We start from the raw sequence: 18351 nt of genomic DNA on the forward strand, positions 1-18351 counted from the left end.
TCGCGAATAAAGCCGGCCGCAGACCACTCGTGATGAATTCCGAGGCAGTTTGCGGCAGGCCGGTGAAATAATTACCACGTGATCTTGAGTTGCGATGCTGCATGGTGCGTGGTTTGTGCTGCATAACATCTCATAAATAGGTCACCTATGTCTTCTGCTTCTCCTATTCGTGCCGCCGACGCCCTCGCGCGGCGTCTTTATGCCGCCGGTTGCCGCCATGCCTTTGGGATGCCGGGAGGCGAGGTGCTTACGATTGTGGATGCGTTGGAGGCTGCCGGCATCACATTTGGGCTGTGCAAACACGAAAACGCCGCCGGCTTTATGGCCGAGGCCGCATGGCATCAGACCGGCGCGCCCGGTATTATGGTGGCCACCATCGGTCCCGGTATCCTGAACGGGATCAATTCGGTCGCCAACGCACAACAAGACCGCGTGCCGCTGATCGTTCTCTCGGGCTGTGTCGACGCGGCAGAGGCCGAAACCTACACCCACCAAGTACTGGACCAACACGCCGTCCTGCGCCCCATCACCAAGGCGAGCTTCCGTCTGGATGCGGCAGCGGCCCATGTAATGGCCGACAAGGCCGTGGGCATCGCGCTGGAAGGGCGGCCCGGCCCTGTGCATATTGACGTGCCGATTTCTGTCGCTGACGCCTCTGTTTCGGCAACCCCACCTGCCCCGCGTGCCGCGGCCTCAGCCACCGCTCCGGCAGGCGCAGCCCTGCAAACCGCACGCGAATGGCTGACGGCATCCAAGCGCCCCGTGATGATTGTGGGCGTGGATGCAATGAACGAAGGCGCGGGCGCAGAAGTGACCGCCTTTGCAGAACGCTTCAATATTCCGGTAATCACGAGCTATAAGGCCAAAGGCCTGCTAGATGAGCGACACGCGCTCGCCTTGGGCGGTGCGGGCCTTTCTCCGCGTGCCGATGGCGTGCTGGTGCCCTTCGTGCAGCAGGCTGACCTGATCCTGTGCGTGGGCTATGACCCGATTGAGATGCGCCCCGGCTGGCGTGACATCTGGGATCCGCGCGAAACCAATGTAATCGACATCACGGCAGAGCCGAACCACCACTATATGCATCAGGCGGGTTTGAACATCATCGCAGAATGCGCGGCCAGCCTTGCCGCTATTAGTGACGGCCTCGCCTCGCAAGACACATGGCCAAAGGGCGAAATCGCGGCAGCCAAATCCGCGCTGGCCACAGCCTTCCCTACCGACAGCGAGTGGGGTCCGGCTGCCATTGTGGACACCTGCGCCCAAGTGCTGCCCGATGATGTCATCGCCACAGCCGACAGCGGCGCGCACCGTATTCTGCTGAGCCAGATGTGGACCTGCACCCAGCCCCGCGGGCTGCTGCAATCCTCGGCTCTGTGCACTATGGGTTGCGCATTGCCGCTGGCAATCGGCACCGCCGTTTGCGCCCCTGATCGCACGGTTGTCTCTTTTTCCGGCGACGCCGGCTTTCTGATGATTGCAGGCGAGCTGTCCACCGCAGCCGAACTCAAAGTCAAACCGATCTTTATCGTCTTTGTTGACGCCTCCCTTGCCCTGATCGAGCTGAAACAGCGCCAGCGTCAATTGCGCAATGCCGCTGTTGATTTCGGTCTGCATGATTTCGCCGCCATGGGTCAGGCCTTTGGCGGGGCCGGTCATACAGTACGTTCCCGCCAAGAGCTCACAGCCGCTTTGCAGGCCGCGCAGACCGCTGACACGTTTACAGTCATTGCCTGTATGATCGAGCGAGGGGCCTATGATGGCATCATCTGAGACCAAAGGCGCGCTTGACGGGTTGGTGATCCTTGACCTGACCCGCATCCTTGCAGGTCCCACCGCCACGCAAATGCTCGGAGATCTGGGTGCCACGGTCATCAAGATCGAAAACCCCAAGACCGGCGGCGATGATACGCGCGGCTGGGGGCCCAATTATGCCCGCAACGAAGACGGCAGCGCCTCGGACCTGTCTGCATATTTTATGGCGGCCAACCGGAACAAACGCTCGGTCGCGGTAGATATCGCCACTCCGGAAGGTCAGGATATCATCCGACGCCTTGCCGCGCGCGCCGATGTGGTTGTCGAAAACTTCAAACCCGGCGGGCTGGTTAAATACGGGTTGGACCATGCAACCCTCTGCGCCGCCCACCCCGGTCTGGTCTATTGTTCTATTTCGGGTTTCGGGCAAACCGGCCCGAACCGCGAAAGACCCGGCTATGATCTGATGGCCCAAGGATTTGGCGGGATCATGTCCCTCACCGGTGAACCTGACGGCGTTCCGACCAAAGTAGGTGTGGGCATCGCCGATGTGATGTGCGGCATGTATGCCACCATCGGGATTCTAACCGCGTTGCGCCACCGCGACCAAACCGGTGAAGGCCAGCATGTCGAGCTTGCCCTTGTCGATACGCAGATGGCATGGCTGATCAACGAAGGCCTGAACTATCTCACCTCGGGCGAATTGCCCGTGCGGCGCGGCAATGCGCACCCCAATATTGTTCCCTATGATGCCTTTGAAGTGTCCGATGGTCACTTCCTGCTGGCGGTGGGTAATGATTCCCAATTTGCGCGGTTCTGCGATGTTATTCGCCTGCCCGAGCTGGCCGAAAACCCAGATTACACCACTAATCTGGCGCGTATCACTAACCGCTTGGCATTGATAGAGCACCTCCGTCCCGCACTACTTGGTTGGGAAAAGGACGCACTGCTGGACGCATTGCGTGCGGTTAAAGTTCCTGCTGGTCCGATCAATACAGTTGCACAAGCGCTGAGGTCTGATCAGGCACAAGCGCGCGGCAGTGTGCAACAGGTTGCTGTTGAAGGAATTGAGGGCGGGTCGGTGTCGCTTTTGGGAAATCCGCTTAAATTTTCGGCAACTCCGGTGAAATATCAGCGCCCGCCACCCCGTTTCGGACAGGATACTGAGGCCGTTTTAGATGAATTTTTAGCCGTTAAACCTCTGAAATAGGCGTGATTTTCGGCGTGTTTTCGCTTAATTCCGAATAATTGCAACTTCCCGCTGCAGGTTTGAAACATTTGCTCACAAAATCCCCTTGGAAACTTCACGTTGACGTGTGAGATGGCCTCATACCCTGACGCAAAACTATAATATGCGCTAAATAGAAAGCGTATTGGTAGGCACCCTGTGGTGCTCCAGCCTGATGTAAAGGTGCTGAAACTGTGATTAAAAACGATATTTGCGGCTGTCCCGTAACCCTGACCTCCTCTGTAGCGCTTGAGGCATGGAACGGCGTAATACACGGCCTTCTATCGCATGGCAGAGAGACGCCTGTACATTTGGGCCGCGCAATGGACGAAGAGCCCGACTTTGCTATGGGTCACGCGGCGCGCGGATTGTTCTGCCTGATGACCGGCCGCGCCGAAGTCATCGCGCCTGCACATGCCGCATTGGCCGCAGCGCGTACTGCTGCACAAAACACACCTGTCACCATGCGCGAGACCGGATGGATCAATGCGCTGGCCCGCTGGCTCGAAGGGAGCCCGACCGGGGCCATCGCCTGCGTCGAAGAAGTTCTCAGCGCACTGCCCCATGATACGCTTTCGGCCAAGTTGAGCCATGGCATCCGGTTTATGTTGGGCGATAGTGCCGGCATGCGCCGCTCGATCGAACGCGTCCTGCCCGCCCATAACAATAGCCACCCTTGCGTCGGCTACTTGATGGGCTGCCATGCCTTCACGCTGGAGGAAACCGGCGACTATGAGCAGGCCGAACGTATCGGCCGTCGTGGGCTGATGTTTGCGCCCGATGATGCGTGGGGCTTGCACGCTGTGGCCCATGTTTGCGACATGACTGCCCGCGCAGCGGATGGCATTGCCCTGATCGAAGGCAACACAGCCGCGTGGGAAGGCTCCAACAACTTCCGCTATCACGTCTGGTGGCATAAGGCGCTGCTGCACATCGAGCGCGGCGAATTCGACGTGGCATTGGGGCTGTATGACGCACAAATCCGCGCCGATAAAACCGACGACTACCGCGACATCTCGAATGCGACATCCTTGCTGATGCGGTTGGAACTGGAAGGTATGGACATCGGCCCGCGCTGGGAAGAACTGGCTGATTTTTCCGAGAACCGTGTTGAAGACGGCTGCCTTGTGTTTGCCGATCTCCACTATCTGCTGGCCCTGACGGGCGCGGACCGTGGTCCGGCACGTGATGCCATGACCGCGCGCTTTGCCCGCGACTGCGCCAAATCAACAGATATGGCAGCGCGTGTAGATGCGCCCGGCACCGCGGCGCTTGCCGGATTGAACGCATTTTCCGAAGGCAAATATGATACGGCCTTCCTTAACCTTGCGGCAGCGCGCCCTTTGATGCCAACAATTGGTGGCAGTTATGCACAGCGTGATGTATTCGAGCGTATGACAATCGATGCGGGCCTGCGCGCAGGCTATTACGACGCCACAAAAGCTATCCTGCACGATCGTCTCAAGCAACGTGGCGGCCATATCGACCGGTTTGCCGCAACACGATTTGAACGATTGAACACGGCACGCGATATTGCGGCCGAATAACTGGACGCTTTGCCAATGACGACGACTGCGACCCAAGCGACTGCCGCGCCTATTCGCGCGGCGGCGCCGACCGCTGCACCCCGCGTACGTGACCTTAGACTGGATTTCTTTCGTGGCATCGCCATGTTCATCATCCTGATCGCCCACACGCCCGGAAATTTTCTGACGTCATGGATCCCTGCGCGCTGGGGTTTTTCAGATGCGACTGAAATGTTTGTGTTCTGCTCGGGGATGGCCTCTGCCATCGCCTTTGGCAGCACCTATCAGCGCGCCGGCTGGTTGCTGGGAACTGCACGGGTCTTTTTCCGCATTTGGCAGGTCTATTGGGCCCATATCGGGCTTTTCATTGCAATCGCTGCGCTTTTGGCAGGCATCGACCGCATTGGGGGGTACGATAACACCTATATCGGCTCGCTCAATTTGTGGAAGTTTTTCGCCGAGCCGGGGCAACAGCTGCTTGGGTTGGTCTCGCTGACCTATGTGCCGAATTATTTCGATATTCTGCCGATGTATATGATCGTTCTGGCGATGATGCCGATCGTCATGTGGCTTCAGCGCATGCACACGGGTCTTGTTTTTATTTTCATGATTGCAGTCTGGCTGGCCGCACAGGAATGGCTAATGGGTGGCCTGCATCTGACCCTCCCTGCCGAGCCGTGGTCAGCGCGGACATGGTTCTTTAACCCCTTCGGCTGGCAGCTTATCTTTTTCACGGGTTTTGCCTTTATGCGCGGCTGGATTCCCAAGCCCCCCGTGCATGCGGCACTGATTGCACTGGCTGTTGCGGTTGTCCTTCTGAACATCCCGCTGAGCAACATCGGCGTGCGGGCCATTGCACGCGATTGGTTCTTTGTGACCGAAACCGGCAATCCTATCATTGATGCGCGTGTCGCCCTGAAACCACTGATCGACAAAAGTGATTTCGGACTGTTCCGCTATATCCACTTCCTCGCGCTGGCCTATCTTGCGTGGCTTATTGCAGGGGACAAGGGAGACAACCTTCTGGCCCGGGGCACCGGTGTGATTGCACGGGCTTGGGGCGGGCTTCTCAAAATTATCCTCAAGGTCGGCCAACAATCTTTGGCTGTGTTTATCGTGTCGATGTTTACTGCACGTGTCATGGGCTTTGTGATGGATCTGGTCGGGCGCGAGGTCGGCACGACATTGCTTGTTAATCTTGGCGGTGCTGCCATCATGGTTGCAGCAGCCTATGGCGCGGGCTGGTTCAAGTCACAGCCCTGGCGGGTCAAACCCTAATGCTTCGCCGCGATGTCCTAAAGGCATTGGCTGCTCTTGCTGCGGTGCCTTCGGCATCGCTTGCATCGGGCAACGGCCTACGCACAGGCGACCCCAAGCCGTTCAATGCACAGACCGTCCTTAATCGGGCCCGCAAGCTTGCCACGTCAGAATTCACGCCACGCCCCACCGTTCCGCAAGCGTGGCAAGAGCTCAGTTACGATGAATATCGCAGCATCTGGTTCGATCCGCGCAATGCCTATTGGGCGGACACGGACCTGAGCCAACACATTGATGTCTTTCCTCCCGGTCTCTACTTTCCGCGCGCGGTCGAAATCAATGTAGTGGCCGATGGCAGCGCGCGTCCGCTGCAATTTGATCTGGATGTGTTTACGCGCACCGACAAATTCCCCGATCTGCCCTTGAATGAGCATATGGGCTACTCTGGCCTGCGCCTGCGGGCCGACCTGCGCGACAATGGCCATTTTACCGAATATGCGGTTTTTCAGGGTGCGAGCTATTTCCGCGGGATTGGGACAGGTGAAACCTATGGTCTGTCCGCACGTGGTCTGGCGCTCAAGACCGCTGACCCGACGGGCGAAGAGTTTCCCGATTTCATCGCCTTCTGGGTTGAAGAGCCCAAGAAAATAGGCGGCTCGGTGACCCTACATGCGCTGATGGACAGCCCCAGTTGCACCGGCGCATTCCGCTTTGAGATCACCGATGGGCCGGTTCTTAATATGGAAGTAGAGGCGACCATATTTGCCCGCACCGAATTGTCCCATGTGGGCATAGCGCCACTGACATCCATGTTCTTGTTTGACTCTACGGACCGCACGCGGTTTTCAGACTGGCGTCCCAATGTACATGACAGCGACGGGCTGATGATCCACAACGGTGCCGGCGAAGAAATCTGGCGACCGCTTGCCAACCCCAAAACCCTGCAAGTCAGTGCCTTTGGTGATCTGAATCCCAAAGGTTTCGGGCTTATGCAGCGCAAGCGTGATTTCGAGGATTACAACGACCTTGAGGCGCTCTATCACAACCGCCCTTCCGTCTGGATCACCCCACGTGGTGACTGGGGTGAAGGTGCTGTGACACTGGTTGAAATTCCTGCCGATCTGGAGATTTACGACAATATTGTTACCTATTGGCGCCCTTCCACTCCGATCGAGGCCGGTACGTCCCATAGCATGCGCTATAGGCTGCAATGGGGGGCGGACCCCTCCCCGAACTCCGAAACGCTGGCGCGTGTTATTAAAACTGCCATAGGCGGGCGGCCCGAGGGCGGTCTGGTCATCGTAATAGATTTCGAAAACAGCGAAAGCATCCCCGAAGACCTAAGCGACCTCGACGTGTTCCTTAAGGCAAGCGCAGGCAGGGCAACGCCCCCGATTGTGCAGCGTAACCCCGTGACAAACGGGCCCCGCTTGGCTTTTACCTTCCATGCTGATGGCGCAAAGCTTGCTGAATTCCGCGTGCAACTCAGGGCTGCCAACGCTCCTGCGAGCGAGGTTTGGCTGTACCGCTGGACTGTGTAGCCAAGGCCGAGCGCAGCAAACGCTAATGCGGTCACCATGACCTTCCCCACATGCAAAACGCCCGCCAAGGATAAAACTTGGCGGGCGTTTCAATTCGCGACGACGCATCTGGCCCTTACGATGTGACCTGTTCGCGCAGGATCGAAGCAGTCAACGACAGCATCAGGTAAATACCGCCAAAGATCAGGAAGGCCAGGATCGTATTCTCGAACTTGCGAGGATAGCTGGGCTCCTGACTGGGAACGGGGCGCACGGCAACGGTAAGATAGCGCACCTGACGACTGGCCTCTGTACGCGCTTGTTCTAGGCCTGTCTGGGCCAGTTGCAGATTGGTATCCGCATTCACCAGATCCGCCTGCGCCAACTGCAACGACACGGCCTGTTTCGCCAACGAGTTACTGCCCTCTGTCGCGTTGTTCATCCGGTTGTTAAGTTGCTCCAATGCCCCCTCAAGACGGCGCACATCACCTTGCGTCCCTTCGACCTTTGCCCGGTTCGGACGCGCGTTATCAAGAAGCGCCGCCAGTTCGAGCTGTTTTTCAATGAGCAGCGTTTCATAGTTGGTGATCTGTGTGCGGATCGAGGCAATCACCGCTTCGGGATCAACGCCATTTTCCACCTGCAATTCGATCAAACGCTGCTGGGCATCGCGCCGCGCGGCCACGGCTTTTTCATAGCCGATCTCGGCATCTCTCATACCACTGTCACGTTTGTCTTGGCTCAGGTTGTTGACCCGCTCTTCGGCGTATTTCAGCAGTCGCTCTGAAAAGGTGGTCGCAACCTGTGGATCAGCGGCGATAACCTCCATGCGGATCACACCCTCGGTCGGATCATAGCCGATTTTGACGTTCTTTTTATACAGCTTATAGGCTTCTTCGTTTGTAGGATCCTCAGCCAAACGCTGGATCGGATCTACAGAATCGTCCGAAAAATGGTCCTTGAAACCGGCGTCTTCGTCCAATCGCAACATCGCGTCCTTGGATTGCAGATAGGCCTGTGTTGCAATGCTGTCGGCCGAGTTGGCAAATTGCGTGGGCAGCAGACCGCCAAGCGGGCTTGCCCCGCCTGTGCCTTCGTTCTGGATAATAAGAAACTGGCTATCGGTGGCATACATCGGTGTCGCCACTTTGTAGAAATAATAACCGGCAAAGAACGTCGGGATCAGCACGAAAAAGGCCAAACGCACGATGAGCAAGCCCATCTTTTTGCGGCGGCGGCGTGTGATGTCTTTTTGAATCTCCGAAATCTCGCGCGTACGCCGTTCCATCGGGCTCAGCTCGGTTGACGGCAGGTTGGCACCGCCCGCAGGCACTGTTTGGGGAAGATGTACGCGACCTGTCCCGGCCCCGCCTTCTTGGCCCGGCAGGGTCGCCAACATATTGCCCGGTCCGCCCTCATGCTGGGCACCGCCTGCTTGCGGCACAACCAGTTCAAGCATGTTTGAACGTTGGAACGGATCAATACCTTTGGCACGCAACAGGCGTACAGCGTCGAAATCCGACGTTGCGGGCAACCCGTGCTTTTGCGCGACGCGCCGCGCCATGCGCAATTGGCGCCCTGTCAGCCCCTCCCTACGGATCGCATCCATATCCTGTTCACCGCTGACCTGCGCCGCAGAATCAACCTGACCGGATGTGGCAGCTGGCGCAGGATCAGGCCGCTCTGCCGCTTTCACCTCGACAGGTTCGGCGTCACGAGGGGTGGCCGCCGCCTTCGAGGCTTCCCCTTCGGTCGCGGTACTTGGACTGCGCTTGATGCGGAATTTTCTAGCTTTGGGTTTGGTAGTCATACATCCGTTTCGCTTCTTCCAAGCTGTCAAAAACGTTGAGCTGCCCGTTCACGAGAACTGCGGCAGAGCGTGCGAATTTTTCTAGCGTTTCCGCCTGGTGCGACACGATCACAATCGTGGTCGTGCGCAGGCGTTCTTGCAGGATTTGCCCTGCTTTTTTGTTAAATTCCACATCCGTAGTGGATGGCATACCTTCGTCGATCAGATAAATATCAAAATCGAGTGCCAACATCAGCGCAAAGGAAAACCGCGAGCGCATCCCCGCCGAGTAGGTCCCGAGCGGCTGATCAAAATACTCGCCCAAGCCGCACAGCCAGCGACAAAAGCTTTCGACGTAATCAGGGTCCAACCCATATAGCCGTGCGATATAGCGTGCATTCTCCATAGCCGAGACTTTGCTCACGACCCCCCCCATAAAACCAAGGGGAAAAGAAATATTACAAGCACGCACGATCTCGCCCTCGTCCGGCTTTTCCAATCCGGCCATCATATTGATCAGAGTCGTTTTGCCGGTCCCGTTAGGCGCAAGAATGCCCATGGATTTACCAAGCTCCACCCGAAAGGACGCACGATCAAGGATAACCTTGTGCTGTGTGCCCGTCCAGAAAGACTTGGAAACGTTACGAAATTCCAGCATTGCGCGCCTGCTCCGGCTCAATTAGCGAGGTTGTTCATGCCCCCTCTGACGGAGGGTATAGCATTTAGTATTGAGCGATTTAGGCCATATTATGTCCGATTAGGAAACAAATGTACAATGCGGCAACTGCGCCCGCCCTGCTTGTGATCGGCATAAGGCAACGTCCCAGCCAGCCCGCTGTTTACATGCAACCAAACAGCCAAGCATCAGCGCCACTCTTGGCAACTACCCGTAAACAGCTAACTATTGAGTATATGAAAGACATCCGCCCCGACTTGCGCGACTGCACCCTATGTGCAGACCGCTTTGCCCTCACCGCCACTGCACACCGCCCCAATCCGGTTGTGTGGTTTGCGCCCAAGGCAAAGCTGCTTATCGCCTCCCAAGCGCCCGGCATGAAAGTGCATAAGGCCAATACTCCCTTTTGGGATGCCTCGGGCGTGCGCCTGCGCAGTTGGCTGGGGCTGGATGAGGCAACATTTTATGATCGCGACCGTGTGGCGATCATTCCTATGGGATTTTGCTTTCCCGGCTATAACGGCAAAGGCAGCGACCTGCCTCCGCCGCCCATCTGCGCGCGCACGTGGCGCAAGGCAGCGTTGGACATGGTGCCCGATATCAAGCTTACCGTGCTGATCGGCGGCCATGCCATGCGCTATCATCTGGAAAATTTCAAAACCGTCACCCAATCTGTGCGCGAATGGGACAGCCACCCGCCAGGCGTCTTTGCCTTGCCACATCCGTCATGGCGCAATACGGGTTGGCTCAGGAAAAATCCGTGGTTCGAGGCCGAGGTTCTACCCCGCCTGCAAACCGCCGTTGCACAGGTAGTATGACAATGGATCTGACACCGCTCGACACCGCTCACGCCGCAATGATGGCCGCGCCTGAAGATGATACAGCGCGTTTGCGCTTTTACGAACGGATGGCAGATATCGAACTCTTTTTGCTACTTGAGGCAGAGCCCGAGGGCGACGACATCTCGCCCAAAGTGATCGAGGCCGAAGGCGCGCAATATCTGCTGGCGTTCGACCGTGCCGCACGGCTTGCGCAATATGCCGGCGACACAGCCGCCTATGTCGCCCTGTCAGGGCGCAATGTGGCTGCAATGCTCGAAGGGCAGCCATTAGGTATCGCGCTCAATATTGATGTCGCCCCATCCGCGATCCTGCTGCCAGACACGGCCGTGGCGTGGCTGCGCCAGACGCTGACCCATGAAGCGGCAGAGGTCGAAGCCAAGATTGAAGCCGTGCTACCGCCCAAAGGCCTACCCGAAAGCCTGATCGAAGCCATCGACGCCAAATTAGCCACCGCCACGGGCATGGCGGCAAACGCATGGCTGGTGGGTGTGGCCTATGAAGGCGGCGGGCGCGGGCATTTGCTGGCCTTTATCGACGCCATCCCGCGCGCCCGCGACGCTTTGGTGCGCGCCGCTTCAGAAGCGTTGACGTTTTCGGGAATCGAGGCCGGTGCCATGGATGTCGGCTTTTTCAACCACTCCGAAGCAACCGTCGAAAAGCTGATGCGGGTAGGGCTCCGGTTTGATCTGCCGCAGATGGAGACGTTACAAAAGACACCCAGAATGCCCGGAACCGACCCCAGCGATCCCCCGATCCTGAAATAAACAGGCGATTCTGCGGTGTTGTGTTCACGCGCCGCTCACAGATCCGCGAGGTAACGCAGTTGCGAGATGCAATTGAAGTGGCCGCAAGCTAGCTTTTTCTCAATAGGCCACAAGCGCCGCCATTCAGGAGAAGACTATGAACCGTTTCGCCCTCACCATCGCCGCTGCGGCCACTGCACTGAGCTTTGCAAGTGCTGCCTTCGCTGGCGACCAATATATTGATGAAACAGGCTATGCTGTCTCGGGTTATGACGTTGTGGCTTATTTCTCGCTGGAGCAAAATCCGGTTGGCCAAACCCAGCCTGCGCCAGTTGAAGGTAACAAATCTATTACTGCCGAATACAACGGTTCAAAATTCGCTTTCTCGACCGAAGCGAACCGCGACGCGTTTTTGGCGAACCCTGCAAAATACGCACCTCAGTACGACGGCCACTGCGCCTATGGCGTTGCCCAAGGCGGCAAAGTTCCCGGCAACCCGACCCTGTGGCGCATCGTTGACGACAAACTGTACCTCAACATCACCAAAAACGTTGTAGGGTTCTGGGAAGAAGACATTCCGGGCAATCTGGTAAAATCTACCGGCAACTGGCCCAGCCTTGATCCGAAACCAGCCTCCGAAAATACGATTCCACAGTGGTCCTCGGCAGCTCCTAAAAGCTGATCCGTGACAGTCGCAGCGCCCCCGTCCCAGCACCTAATGCCCCCACTTGCAAGGCGCACTGTCTTGCTTGGGGGCGCTGCCCTTTTTGCCGGCCTGCCAACATATGGGGCCGCTTTCACCAGCAGCATCCAAAGCGGCAAACTAACCGTGACCGATGCTTATACCCTTGCCATTCGCGGCGGTATCACGCTGGTCGATATCCGCCGCCCCGATGAATGGGCGCATTACGGTGTCGGCGAAGGTGCAATTCCCATTGACCTGCGCGATCCCGAGTTCACGCAGAAACTTCTCACTCATATATCCAGCAAAGATGCCCCTGTGGCGTTAATCTGCGCGCGCGGCGTGCGCTCGCGCGGGTTCTCGCGTGTTTTGCGCAAAGCAGGGTTCACCAACATCATTGACGTGCCCGAAGGGATGCTTGGATCGGGCGATGGCCCGGGCTGGATCAAGACCGGTCTGCCCATTAGGCGTGTCTGAGCAATTGCCCAAAGCCCGCGCGTAGCCTATAGCGCTGGACATGAGCACAAACCCACCAAACCTTCGCCCCGATCTCGCGCCTCGCGCCAAATTCACCGAGCCTGCGCGCTCTGGCCAGCCGACCATCGGCATGGTCAGCCTTGGTTGCCCCAAGGCGCTGGTGGATAGTGAACGCATCCTGACGCGGCTGCGCGCCGAGGGCTATGCAATTTCGCCCGACTATTCAGGTGCGGATGCGGTGGTTGTGAATACCTGTGGTTTTCTGGACAGTGCCAAAGCCGAAAGTCTGGATGCGATTGGCGAGGCCTTGACCGAAAACGGGCGCGTGATCGTCACGGGCTGTTTAGGGGCCGAACCGGATTACATCCGCGAACATCACCCCAAAATTCTGGCCGTGACCGGTCCGCATCAATATGAACAAGTGTTGGACGCCGTGCATCTGGCGGTGCCACCGTCGCCCGATCCGTTTATTGATCTGCTGCCTGCCTCTGGCGTATCGCTTACCCCGCGCCATTTCAGCTATCTCAAGATTTCCGAGGGCTGCAATCACAAGTGTAAATTCTGCATCATTCCCGACATGCGCGGCAAACTGCAAAGCCGCCCTGCCCATGCGGTAGTTCGCGAAGCTGAAAAGCTCGTCGAGAGCGGCGTGAAAGAGCTGTTGGTGATCTCACAGGATACTTCGGCCTACGGGGTCGATATCAAACACGCCGAAGATCGCGGCCACCGCGCCCATATCACCGATCTGGCGCGCGATTTGGGCAGTTTGGGTGCGTGGGTACGGCTGCATTACGTCTACCCCTACCCGCATGTGCGCCAATTGATCCCGCTGATGGCCGAGGGCCTTGTGCTGCCCTATCTCGATATCCCGTTCCAGCACGCACACCCTGATGTGCTCAAACGTATGGCGCGCCCTGCTGCTGCCTCGAAAACCCTGGACGAGATCGCCGCATGGCGTGACGTCTGCCCAGACATCACGCTGCGCTCGACCTTTATCGTCGGCTACCCCGGTGAAACAGAGGCCGAATTCCAGACGCTGCTGGATTGGATGGATGAGGCACAGCTCGATCGTGTCGGCTGCTTCCAGTATGAAAACGTCGAAGGCGCGCGATCAAACGCCCTGCCCGACCATGTGGATGCTGAGGTCAAACAAGACCGCTGGAACCGTTTCATGGAAAAGGCCCAAGCGATCTCTGAAGCAAAGCTACAGGCCAAAGTGGGCCAGCGTATGGATGTGATCATCGACGAAATCGACGAAGACGCCGCGACCTGCCGCACCAAAGCAGATGCGCCGGAAATCGACGGCAACCTGTTTATTGATGAGGACTTCGAAAACCTGACCGTGGGTGATATCGTCACGGTCGAGGTGGAAGAAGCGGGTGAATACGATCTTTGGGGGCGGGTTATTTAAATCCCCCAAGGGCGGTATCTGCGCACCGGTCTTTTACAACGTATTTTTCATCTAAAAACACAGGGATAAGGGCCCTGCCCTGTGATGCCCGTGGCACATTCCATTGCTACACTTGAAATGTTCTCTTTACGTTCTATATCTGGATAGAACAGGAAAAAGGAGCATGCCATGTCGTTTCAGCCAAGTTTGCCCGATCTTTTCGAGGCCGCCTTTACAGAGGTTCAAGCGGAACTGCCGCTGCCTACACCTGTGCCAGCAACCCAGAAGCAAATTGATTATGCCAAATCCTTAGCAGAAAAGACCAAGTCGCAGTTGCCCGCCGGTTTTGCCGAAGACCGCGCGCGTCTGTCCAGATGGATTGACGCCCATAAGCCCGCACCCAGCGCATTCAACGACTACCCTTCCTCAAAGCAGGTCGGCTTTGCCGAGCGGATTGCGCGGCTCAAACGCACGCAGGTTCCGCATGAGTGTTTCCGCGACCGCGCGCTCATGTCGCGGTGGATTGATAGCAACAAGCCGCGTTAGGGCTGGCTTAAGGCGGGCAAGCGCGCAGCTCTATACGTCTGACAGTGCATCCAGATAGAACCGCACGCAGCTCTGAACATGGCGAAAGCGGTCGCCGCCCAGATGCTTACCGCCGTACCAGCGAGTGACCACCACAAGGTGGTCCTGAAGCCCTTCGCGTTCCAACATCCGCAAAATCACCATGCCTGCGCCGCTCTCTCCGTCATCGGCCTTGAGCGGCCCGTCGGCGGATAACAAGGCACCCCATGTGTTGTGGGTCGCCTTTGCATAGGCTTTTTCACGCTTCAGCGTTTTGAGCGCCGCATCAATCCCGGCGCGGTCCGTCACAGCGCATCCAGACACGGCATATTTGCTGCCCCGATCCGAAAGTATTTGCCCGAGCTTTTGCATTTCTTAGACCTGCCCGTCCCTGACCAGATTTCCCTAAAAGGCGGATATGCAGGTTGTTACAGCCCCGCCACAGTCCGGCGCACGACCTCGATACGCGCGGCGTTAGGCGGGTGTGTCCCTAAAAATTTGTCACCCGGATCAGGGATGCGGGTAAAGAACTCGGAACCGCGCAACGGGTCATAGCCGGCTTTCTTGGTGATCACTGTGCCCAGCGCGTCTGCCTCCAGCTCGAACTCTTTTGAATAGCTGCGTGCGCCGACCTGCGCGCCCAATTCCTGCGCCGACTGAACGGCATTGGCATCCCCGCCGCTGAGCGTGGCAAGGCCGGCAAAGATCACCGCACCTGCAACCGCATTTTGTTGTTGGCGCGCAATATGGCCTGCGATGTGGTGGGCAGCCTCATGCCCCATAACAAAGGCCAGCTCATCCGCGTTACGGGCATCAGCAATCAATGCCAGCGTAAAGGCAATGATTGGGCGACCTTGACGGTCCACCGTCTGATAAGCATTGGCAGGTTGGCCCGGGCGATCATCAACCAAAATGTTGAAATCACAGTTCACCCCCTGCGTGCGGGCGCGGCATTCCCGCTCGGCCACCGGCTCAAGGGTTTCAACCACCTGCACAAAACTGCGCGCACGTGCACGCGCAGGCGTGGACACTTCGGGATCGGTCAACGTGCCCGACGGTGTCTGAACGGTTGCATCCACCGGCACCTCACAAGCGGCCAATGCGGCACAAAGACCCAAAGCACTGAAAAAACGCATTATCATAAGCTCTGGATCCTCACCCGCTTTACCTTTGTATCGGTCAGGCGCAAATACTACACCGACCGCGCCAATTTAACACGCAATTCCCGCGAGGCCAGCCCGTTCGCTTCACGATATGCCCATGTGCAGTTGTGCCACAACGATCTGCCTGCTTGCACGGCAGCCGTGATCAGGTAGTCTGTGGTTTATGTTTACCATTGAACACGAATTCGACGCGACCGTAATCACCCTTGTCGACGAGGGTGAAACACCCCTGCGCGAAGACGTTACGCTAAATGCTTTTGCCAGCCAGATCACAATCGAACAATGGGATGCCAAGACTGATAGCGTCCGCATGATTACCCTCTCTCCGAACCAGTTGCGCGATCTGGCCGCGGCCCTAAACCTGCCCGAGGGCGTCTATCACAGCGCCCCTTAACTGTCCCTCCGCGGACGAGCAGGGCAAAAGCCAATTGCCAGCCGCCTTCGCAAGCGTCATGATCCTTGCCGAAGTAGGGAGAAAACAATGCGCAAGTTTCTTGTGATCCTCGACGAAAGCCGCGAATGCCTTGCGGCGATGCGGTTTGCCGCGATGCGGGCCTCAAAGACCGGCGGCGGCGTTGCAGTATTGGCAGTCATTCCACCCGAAGAGTTCAACCACTGGATCGGCGTCGGCGACATCATGCGCGAAGAAGCTCGCGAGCGGATCGAAGTGCATTATGAGGTTTTCGCCAAATGGATGCGCGACCGCCAAGGCGTCACGCCCGAGCTGATTATCCGCGAAGGCCAGACCGTGGATGAAATCATCGCCCAGATCAAAGAAGATCCAGAAATCGGCGTATTGGTTCTGGGTGCGGGTACAAGCGGCAAAGGCCCCGGCCCGTTGGTCACACAACTCAGCCGTAATTCTGGCGATCTACCTGTGCCCGTTACCATCGTTCCCGGCGAGATGAGCAAAGAGCGCCTCGAAGCGATTACCTAGCCCCTCCAGTTTAGAACCATTCCAAACACCTTGACATCGCGGCCTCGTGCTCGCATATCTGGACCATCCCATACCAAAAGGTTGACCCCATGTTTATCCAAACCGAATCCACCCCGAACCCGGCCACACTCAAGTTTCTGCCCGGTCAGACGGTGCTGGAAATGGGCACTGCTGATTTTCCAACCGCAGATACATCGGATGCATCCCCGCTGGCCACGCGGCTGTTTGCCGTGGACGGCGTCACCGGCGTGTTTTTCGGCACCGATTTTGTGACCGTGACCAAGGAAGACAGCGTAGAGTGGGATCATCTCAAGCCAAGCCTGCTGGGCGCCATCATGGAGCATTTCCAATCCGGCCAGCCCGTGATGGGGGCTGATCATACTGCGTCATCCGGCCATGCAGAACATACAGGCGAAGACAGTGCGATTGTCGGCCAGATCAAAGAGCTGCTTGATAGCCGCGTGCGCCCTGCTGTGGCACAGGATGGCGGTGATATCACCTTCCACGGCTTCGACCGCGGCGTGGTCTATTTGCACATGCAAGGGGCCTGCGCGGGCTGCCCTTCTTCTACACTGACGTTGAAGATGGGCATTGAAAACCTCCTGCGCCATTACATCCCCGAAGTGACCGAAGTGCGCCCCGTCGCCTGACATGACGCGCGATAACATCACGCTTCTGGCCTTTGACACCTCGGCCGCGCATTGCGCGGCTGCTGTGTTTGCAGACGGCGCAGTGCAACACGCCGCGACCGAACCCATGGCCAAGGGCCAGGCAGAGCGCATTCTGGTTCTTTGTCAGGAAATGCTCGCCCAATCGGAGCTCACGCTGGAAGGCATCAGCGCCATCGGTATCGGCGTTGGCCCCGGCAATTTTACGGGCATCCGCATATCGGTGTCGGCGGCGCGGGGCCTTGCCCTTGCGCTTGGCGTGCCCGCGATTCCCGTTTCAACTTTCGAGATGCTTTGCGCACCGGATGCGCCCGAAGCTGTGGCGCATGAACTGGTTGTTGTAGGTGCCCCGCGTGATGCCGCCTATGTCCAGCGCTTAACGCAGGGGCGGCCGGTCTCGGAGCCTGAGTTGATTGATCCCACCGCAATACCGACCCATTTCGCACAAACCGGCCTTTGCGTCACCGGCCATATGGCCGAAACCATCGCAGCACAGCTGGGCGCACAGGCCCGTCCCTGTCAGGTTGAAAATCCCGCCGGCACCATCGCCCGCGTGGCCGCATGGAAATACGCCCAGGGCTATGACATGGGAAAGCCGCCTGCCCCGCTTTATGTGCGTGCGCCCGATGCGGCCCCTGCACGTGACACGCCGCCGATCATCCTCCCATGACACCGGCCCAGATGGCAGAAATCCATGCAGCGGCCTTTCTGATGGAACGCCCCTGGCGTGAAGAAGAGTTCGCGCAGCTCCTGACGCAGCCCCTTATCCGCGTCTATCCGGGCAACGGCGGTTTTGCAGTGGCCCGCACAGTTGCCGGCGAATCCGAGCTATTGACCCTCGCGGTGGCCCCCTCCAGTCAACGCAAAGGCATTGCGCGCGCCCTATTGGCCCAATGGATCACTGATGCCCGCGCCAGTGCCGATACCGCATTTCTGGATGTGGCCGCAGACAATATTCCCGCATTGGCGCTTTATGAAACATCTGGGTTCAAGCGCAGCGGTCAACGCAAAGGCTATTATGCACGCGCAAGCGGCCCGCCAGCGGATGCCGTGCTCATGACGCGGGCACTGACGTTGGGTTAATTTATTGCTGTTCACATTTCCTTGATAGAATCAGGTTGACCCGCCCCCCATCCA

At 57.9% G+C, this 18351-nt stretch carries 20 protein-coding genes; 16 read left to right on the top strand and 4 right to left on the bottom strand.

The features are described 5' to 3' along the window. Positions 1 to 147: 147 nt before the first annotated feature. The 5 genes from ABJM03_RS06275 to ABJM03_RS06295 all read left to right on the top strand — a co-directional run bounded on the left by ABJM03_RS06275 (position 148) and on the right by ABJM03_RS06295 (position 7304). The gene (locus ABJM03_RS06275) at positions 148 to 1770 is read left to right on the top strand and encodes a thiamine pyrophosphate-binding protein (RefSeq protein ID WP_348416445.1); all 1623 of its coding nucleotides are present in this window, start codon (positions 148 to 150) and stop codon (positions 1768 to 1770) included. Then, positions 1754 to 2962, top strand: coding sequence for a CoA transferase (locus ABJM03_RS06280; protein WP_348416446.1), 1209 nt, complete (start codon positions 1754 to 1756; stop codon positions 2960 to 2962). Before ABJM03_RS06275 ends, ABJM03_RS06280 begins: the two co-directional genes overlap by 17 nt. 212 nt (positions 2963 to 3174) lie before the next feature. Continuing rightward, positions 3175 to 4527, top strand: a complete 1353-nt coding sequence (locus ABJM03_RS06285; RefSeq protein ID WP_348416448.1) for a tetratricopeptide repeat protein — start codon at positions 3175 to 3177, stop codon at positions 4525 to 4527. A 15-nt stretch (positions 4528 to 4542) separates the two neighbouring features. Beyond that, positions 4543 to 5784 (top strand): OpgC domain-containing protein, encoded by a 1242-nt coding sequence (locus ABJM03_RS06290; protein ID WP_348416450.1) that lies wholly within the window; start codon positions 4543 to 4545, stop codon positions 5782 to 5784. After that, positions 5784 to 7304, top strand: coding sequence for a glucan biosynthesis protein G (locus ABJM03_RS06295; protein WP_348416452.1), 1521 nt, complete (start codon positions 5784 to 5786; stop codon positions 7302 to 7304). The genes ABJM03_RS06290 and ABJM03_RS06295 overlap by 1 nt, the downstream gene beginning before the upstream one ends. 115 nt (positions 7305 to 7419) lie before the next feature. Here the strand turns inward: ABJM03_RS06295 and ABJM03_RS06300 are convergent, their stop codons facing one another. Together ABJM03_RS06300 and ABJM03_RS06305 are read right to left on the bottom strand one after the other, a co-directional pair. Beyond that, on the bottom strand, positions 7420 to 9093 hold the full coding sequence (locus tag ABJM03_RS06300) for a capsule biosynthesis protein (RefSeq protein ID WP_348416454.1): 1674 nt from the start codon (positions 9091 to 9093) through the stop codon (positions 7420 to 7422). After that, positions 9071 to 9730 (bottom strand): ATP-binding cassette domain-containing protein, encoded by a 660-nt coding sequence (locus ABJM03_RS06305; protein WP_348416456.1) that lies wholly within the window; start codon positions 9728 to 9730, stop codon positions 9071 to 9073. Before ABJM03_RS06305 ends, ABJM03_RS06300 begins: the two co-directional genes overlap by 23 nt. 254 nt (positions 9731 to 9984) lie before the next feature. On the opposite strand from ABJM03_RS06305, the gene ABJM03_RS06310 reads away from it, so the two are divergent. From ABJM03_RS06310 to ABJM03_RS06335, 6 genes are all read left to right on the top strand, one after another. Further along, complete coding sequence (locus ABJM03_RS06310) at positions 9985 to 10566, top strand: uracil-DNA glycosylase family protein (protein ID WP_348416627.1); 582 nt, start codon at positions 9985 to 9987, stop codon at positions 10564 to 10566. Then, positions 10563 to 11354, top strand: coding sequence for an SseB family protein (locus ABJM03_RS06315; protein ID WP_348416458.1), 792 nt, complete (start codon positions 10563 to 10565; stop codon positions 11352 to 11354). The genes ABJM03_RS06310 and ABJM03_RS06315 overlap by 4 nt, the downstream gene beginning before the upstream one ends. Before the next feature lie 136 nt (positions 11355 to 11490). After that, positions 11491 to 12015 carry a YHS domain-containing (seleno)protein gene (locus ABJM03_RS06320; protein WP_348416460.1) on the top strand — a complete coding sequence of 175 codons (525 nt, stop codon included), beginning with the start codon at positions 11491 to 11493 and terminating at the stop codon, positions 12013 to 12015. A 63-nt stretch (positions 12016 to 12078) separates the two neighbouring features. Beyond that, positions 12079 to 12492 (top strand): rhodanese-like domain-containing protein, encoded by a 414-nt coding sequence (locus ABJM03_RS06325; protein WP_348416462.1) that lies wholly within the window; start codon positions 12079 to 12081, stop codon positions 12490 to 12492. A 40-nt stretch (positions 12493 to 12532) separates the two neighbouring features. Next, positions 12533 to 13903 (top strand): 30S ribosomal protein S12 methylthiotransferase RimO, encoded by a 1371-nt coding sequence (gene rimO, locus ABJM03_RS06330; RefSeq protein ID WP_348416464.1) that lies wholly within the window; start codon positions 12533 to 12535, stop codon positions 13901 to 13903. 168 nt (positions 13904 to 14071) lie between these two features. Further along, complete coding sequence (locus ABJM03_RS06335; RefSeq protein WP_348416466.1) at positions 14072 to 14428, top strand: hypothetical protein; 357 nt, start codon at positions 14072 to 14074, stop codon at positions 14426 to 14428. A 30-nt stretch (positions 14429 to 14458) separates the two neighbouring features. On the opposite strand, the gene ABJM03_RS06340 is transcribed toward ABJM03_RS06335, so the two are convergent. Together ABJM03_RS06340 and ABJM03_RS06345 are read right to left on the bottom strand one after the other, a co-directional pair. After that, on the bottom strand, positions 14459 to 14818 hold the full coding sequence (locus ABJM03_RS06340) for a YigZ family protein (RefSeq protein WP_348416468.1): 360 nt from the start codon (positions 14816 to 14818) through the stop codon (positions 14459 to 14461). Positions 14819 to 14874: 56 nt separating this feature from the next. Then, a complete protein-coding gene (locus tag ABJM03_RS06345) occupies positions 14875 to 15582 on the bottom strand; it encodes a M48 family metallopeptidase (RefSeq protein WP_348416469.1) in 708 nt (235 codons plus the stop codon). A gap of 190 nt (positions 15583 to 15772) precedes the next feature. Here ABJM03_RS06345 and ABJM03_RS06350 point away from each other — a divergent pair, with 190 nt between their 5' ends. The 5 genes from ABJM03_RS06350 to ABJM03_RS06370 all read left to right on the top strand — a co-directional run bounded on the left by ABJM03_RS06350 (position 15773) and on the right by ABJM03_RS06370 (position 18297). Beyond that, positions 15773 to 16003, top strand: coding sequence for a hypothetical protein (locus ABJM03_RS06350; RefSeq protein ID WP_348416471.1), 231 nt, complete (start codon positions 15773 to 15775; stop codon positions 16001 to 16003). An 87-nt stretch (positions 16004 to 16090) separates the two neighbouring features. Continuing rightward, positions 16091 to 16546 carry a universal stress protein gene (locus ABJM03_RS06355; RefSeq protein ID WP_348416473.1) on the top strand — a complete coding sequence of 152 codons (456 nt, stop codon included), beginning with the start codon at positions 16091 to 16093 and terminating at the stop codon, positions 16544 to 16546. Positions 16547 to 16635: 89 nt separating this feature from the next. Continuing rightward, the gene (locus tag ABJM03_RS06360) at positions 16636 to 17196 is read left to right on the top strand and encodes a NifU family protein (RefSeq protein ID WP_348416474.1); all 561 of its coding nucleotides are present in this window, start codon (positions 16636 to 16638) and stop codon (positions 17194 to 17196) included. Position 17197: 1 nt separating this feature from the next. Further along, positions 17198 to 17884, top strand: coding sequence for a tRNA (adenosine(37)-N6)-threonylcarbamoyltransferase complex dimerization subunit type 1 TsaB (tsaB, locus tag ABJM03_RS06365; RefSeq protein WP_348416476.1), 687 nt, complete (start codon positions 17198 to 17200; stop codon positions 17882 to 17884). Then, positions 17881 to 18297: a GNAT family N-acetyltransferase gene (locus ABJM03_RS06370; RefSeq protein WP_348416478.1), complete on the top strand. Its 417-nt coding sequence runs from the start codon at positions 17881 to 17883 to the stop codon at positions 18295 to 18297. Before tsaB ends, ABJM03_RS06370 begins: the two co-directional genes overlap by 4 nt. Positions 18298 to 18351: the final 54 nt, after the last annotated feature.

The organism is Sulfitobacter sp., assembly GCF_039977885.1.
GTDB lineage: Bacteria > Pseudomonadota > Alphaproteobacteria > Rhodobacterales > Rhodobacteraceae > Sulfitobacter.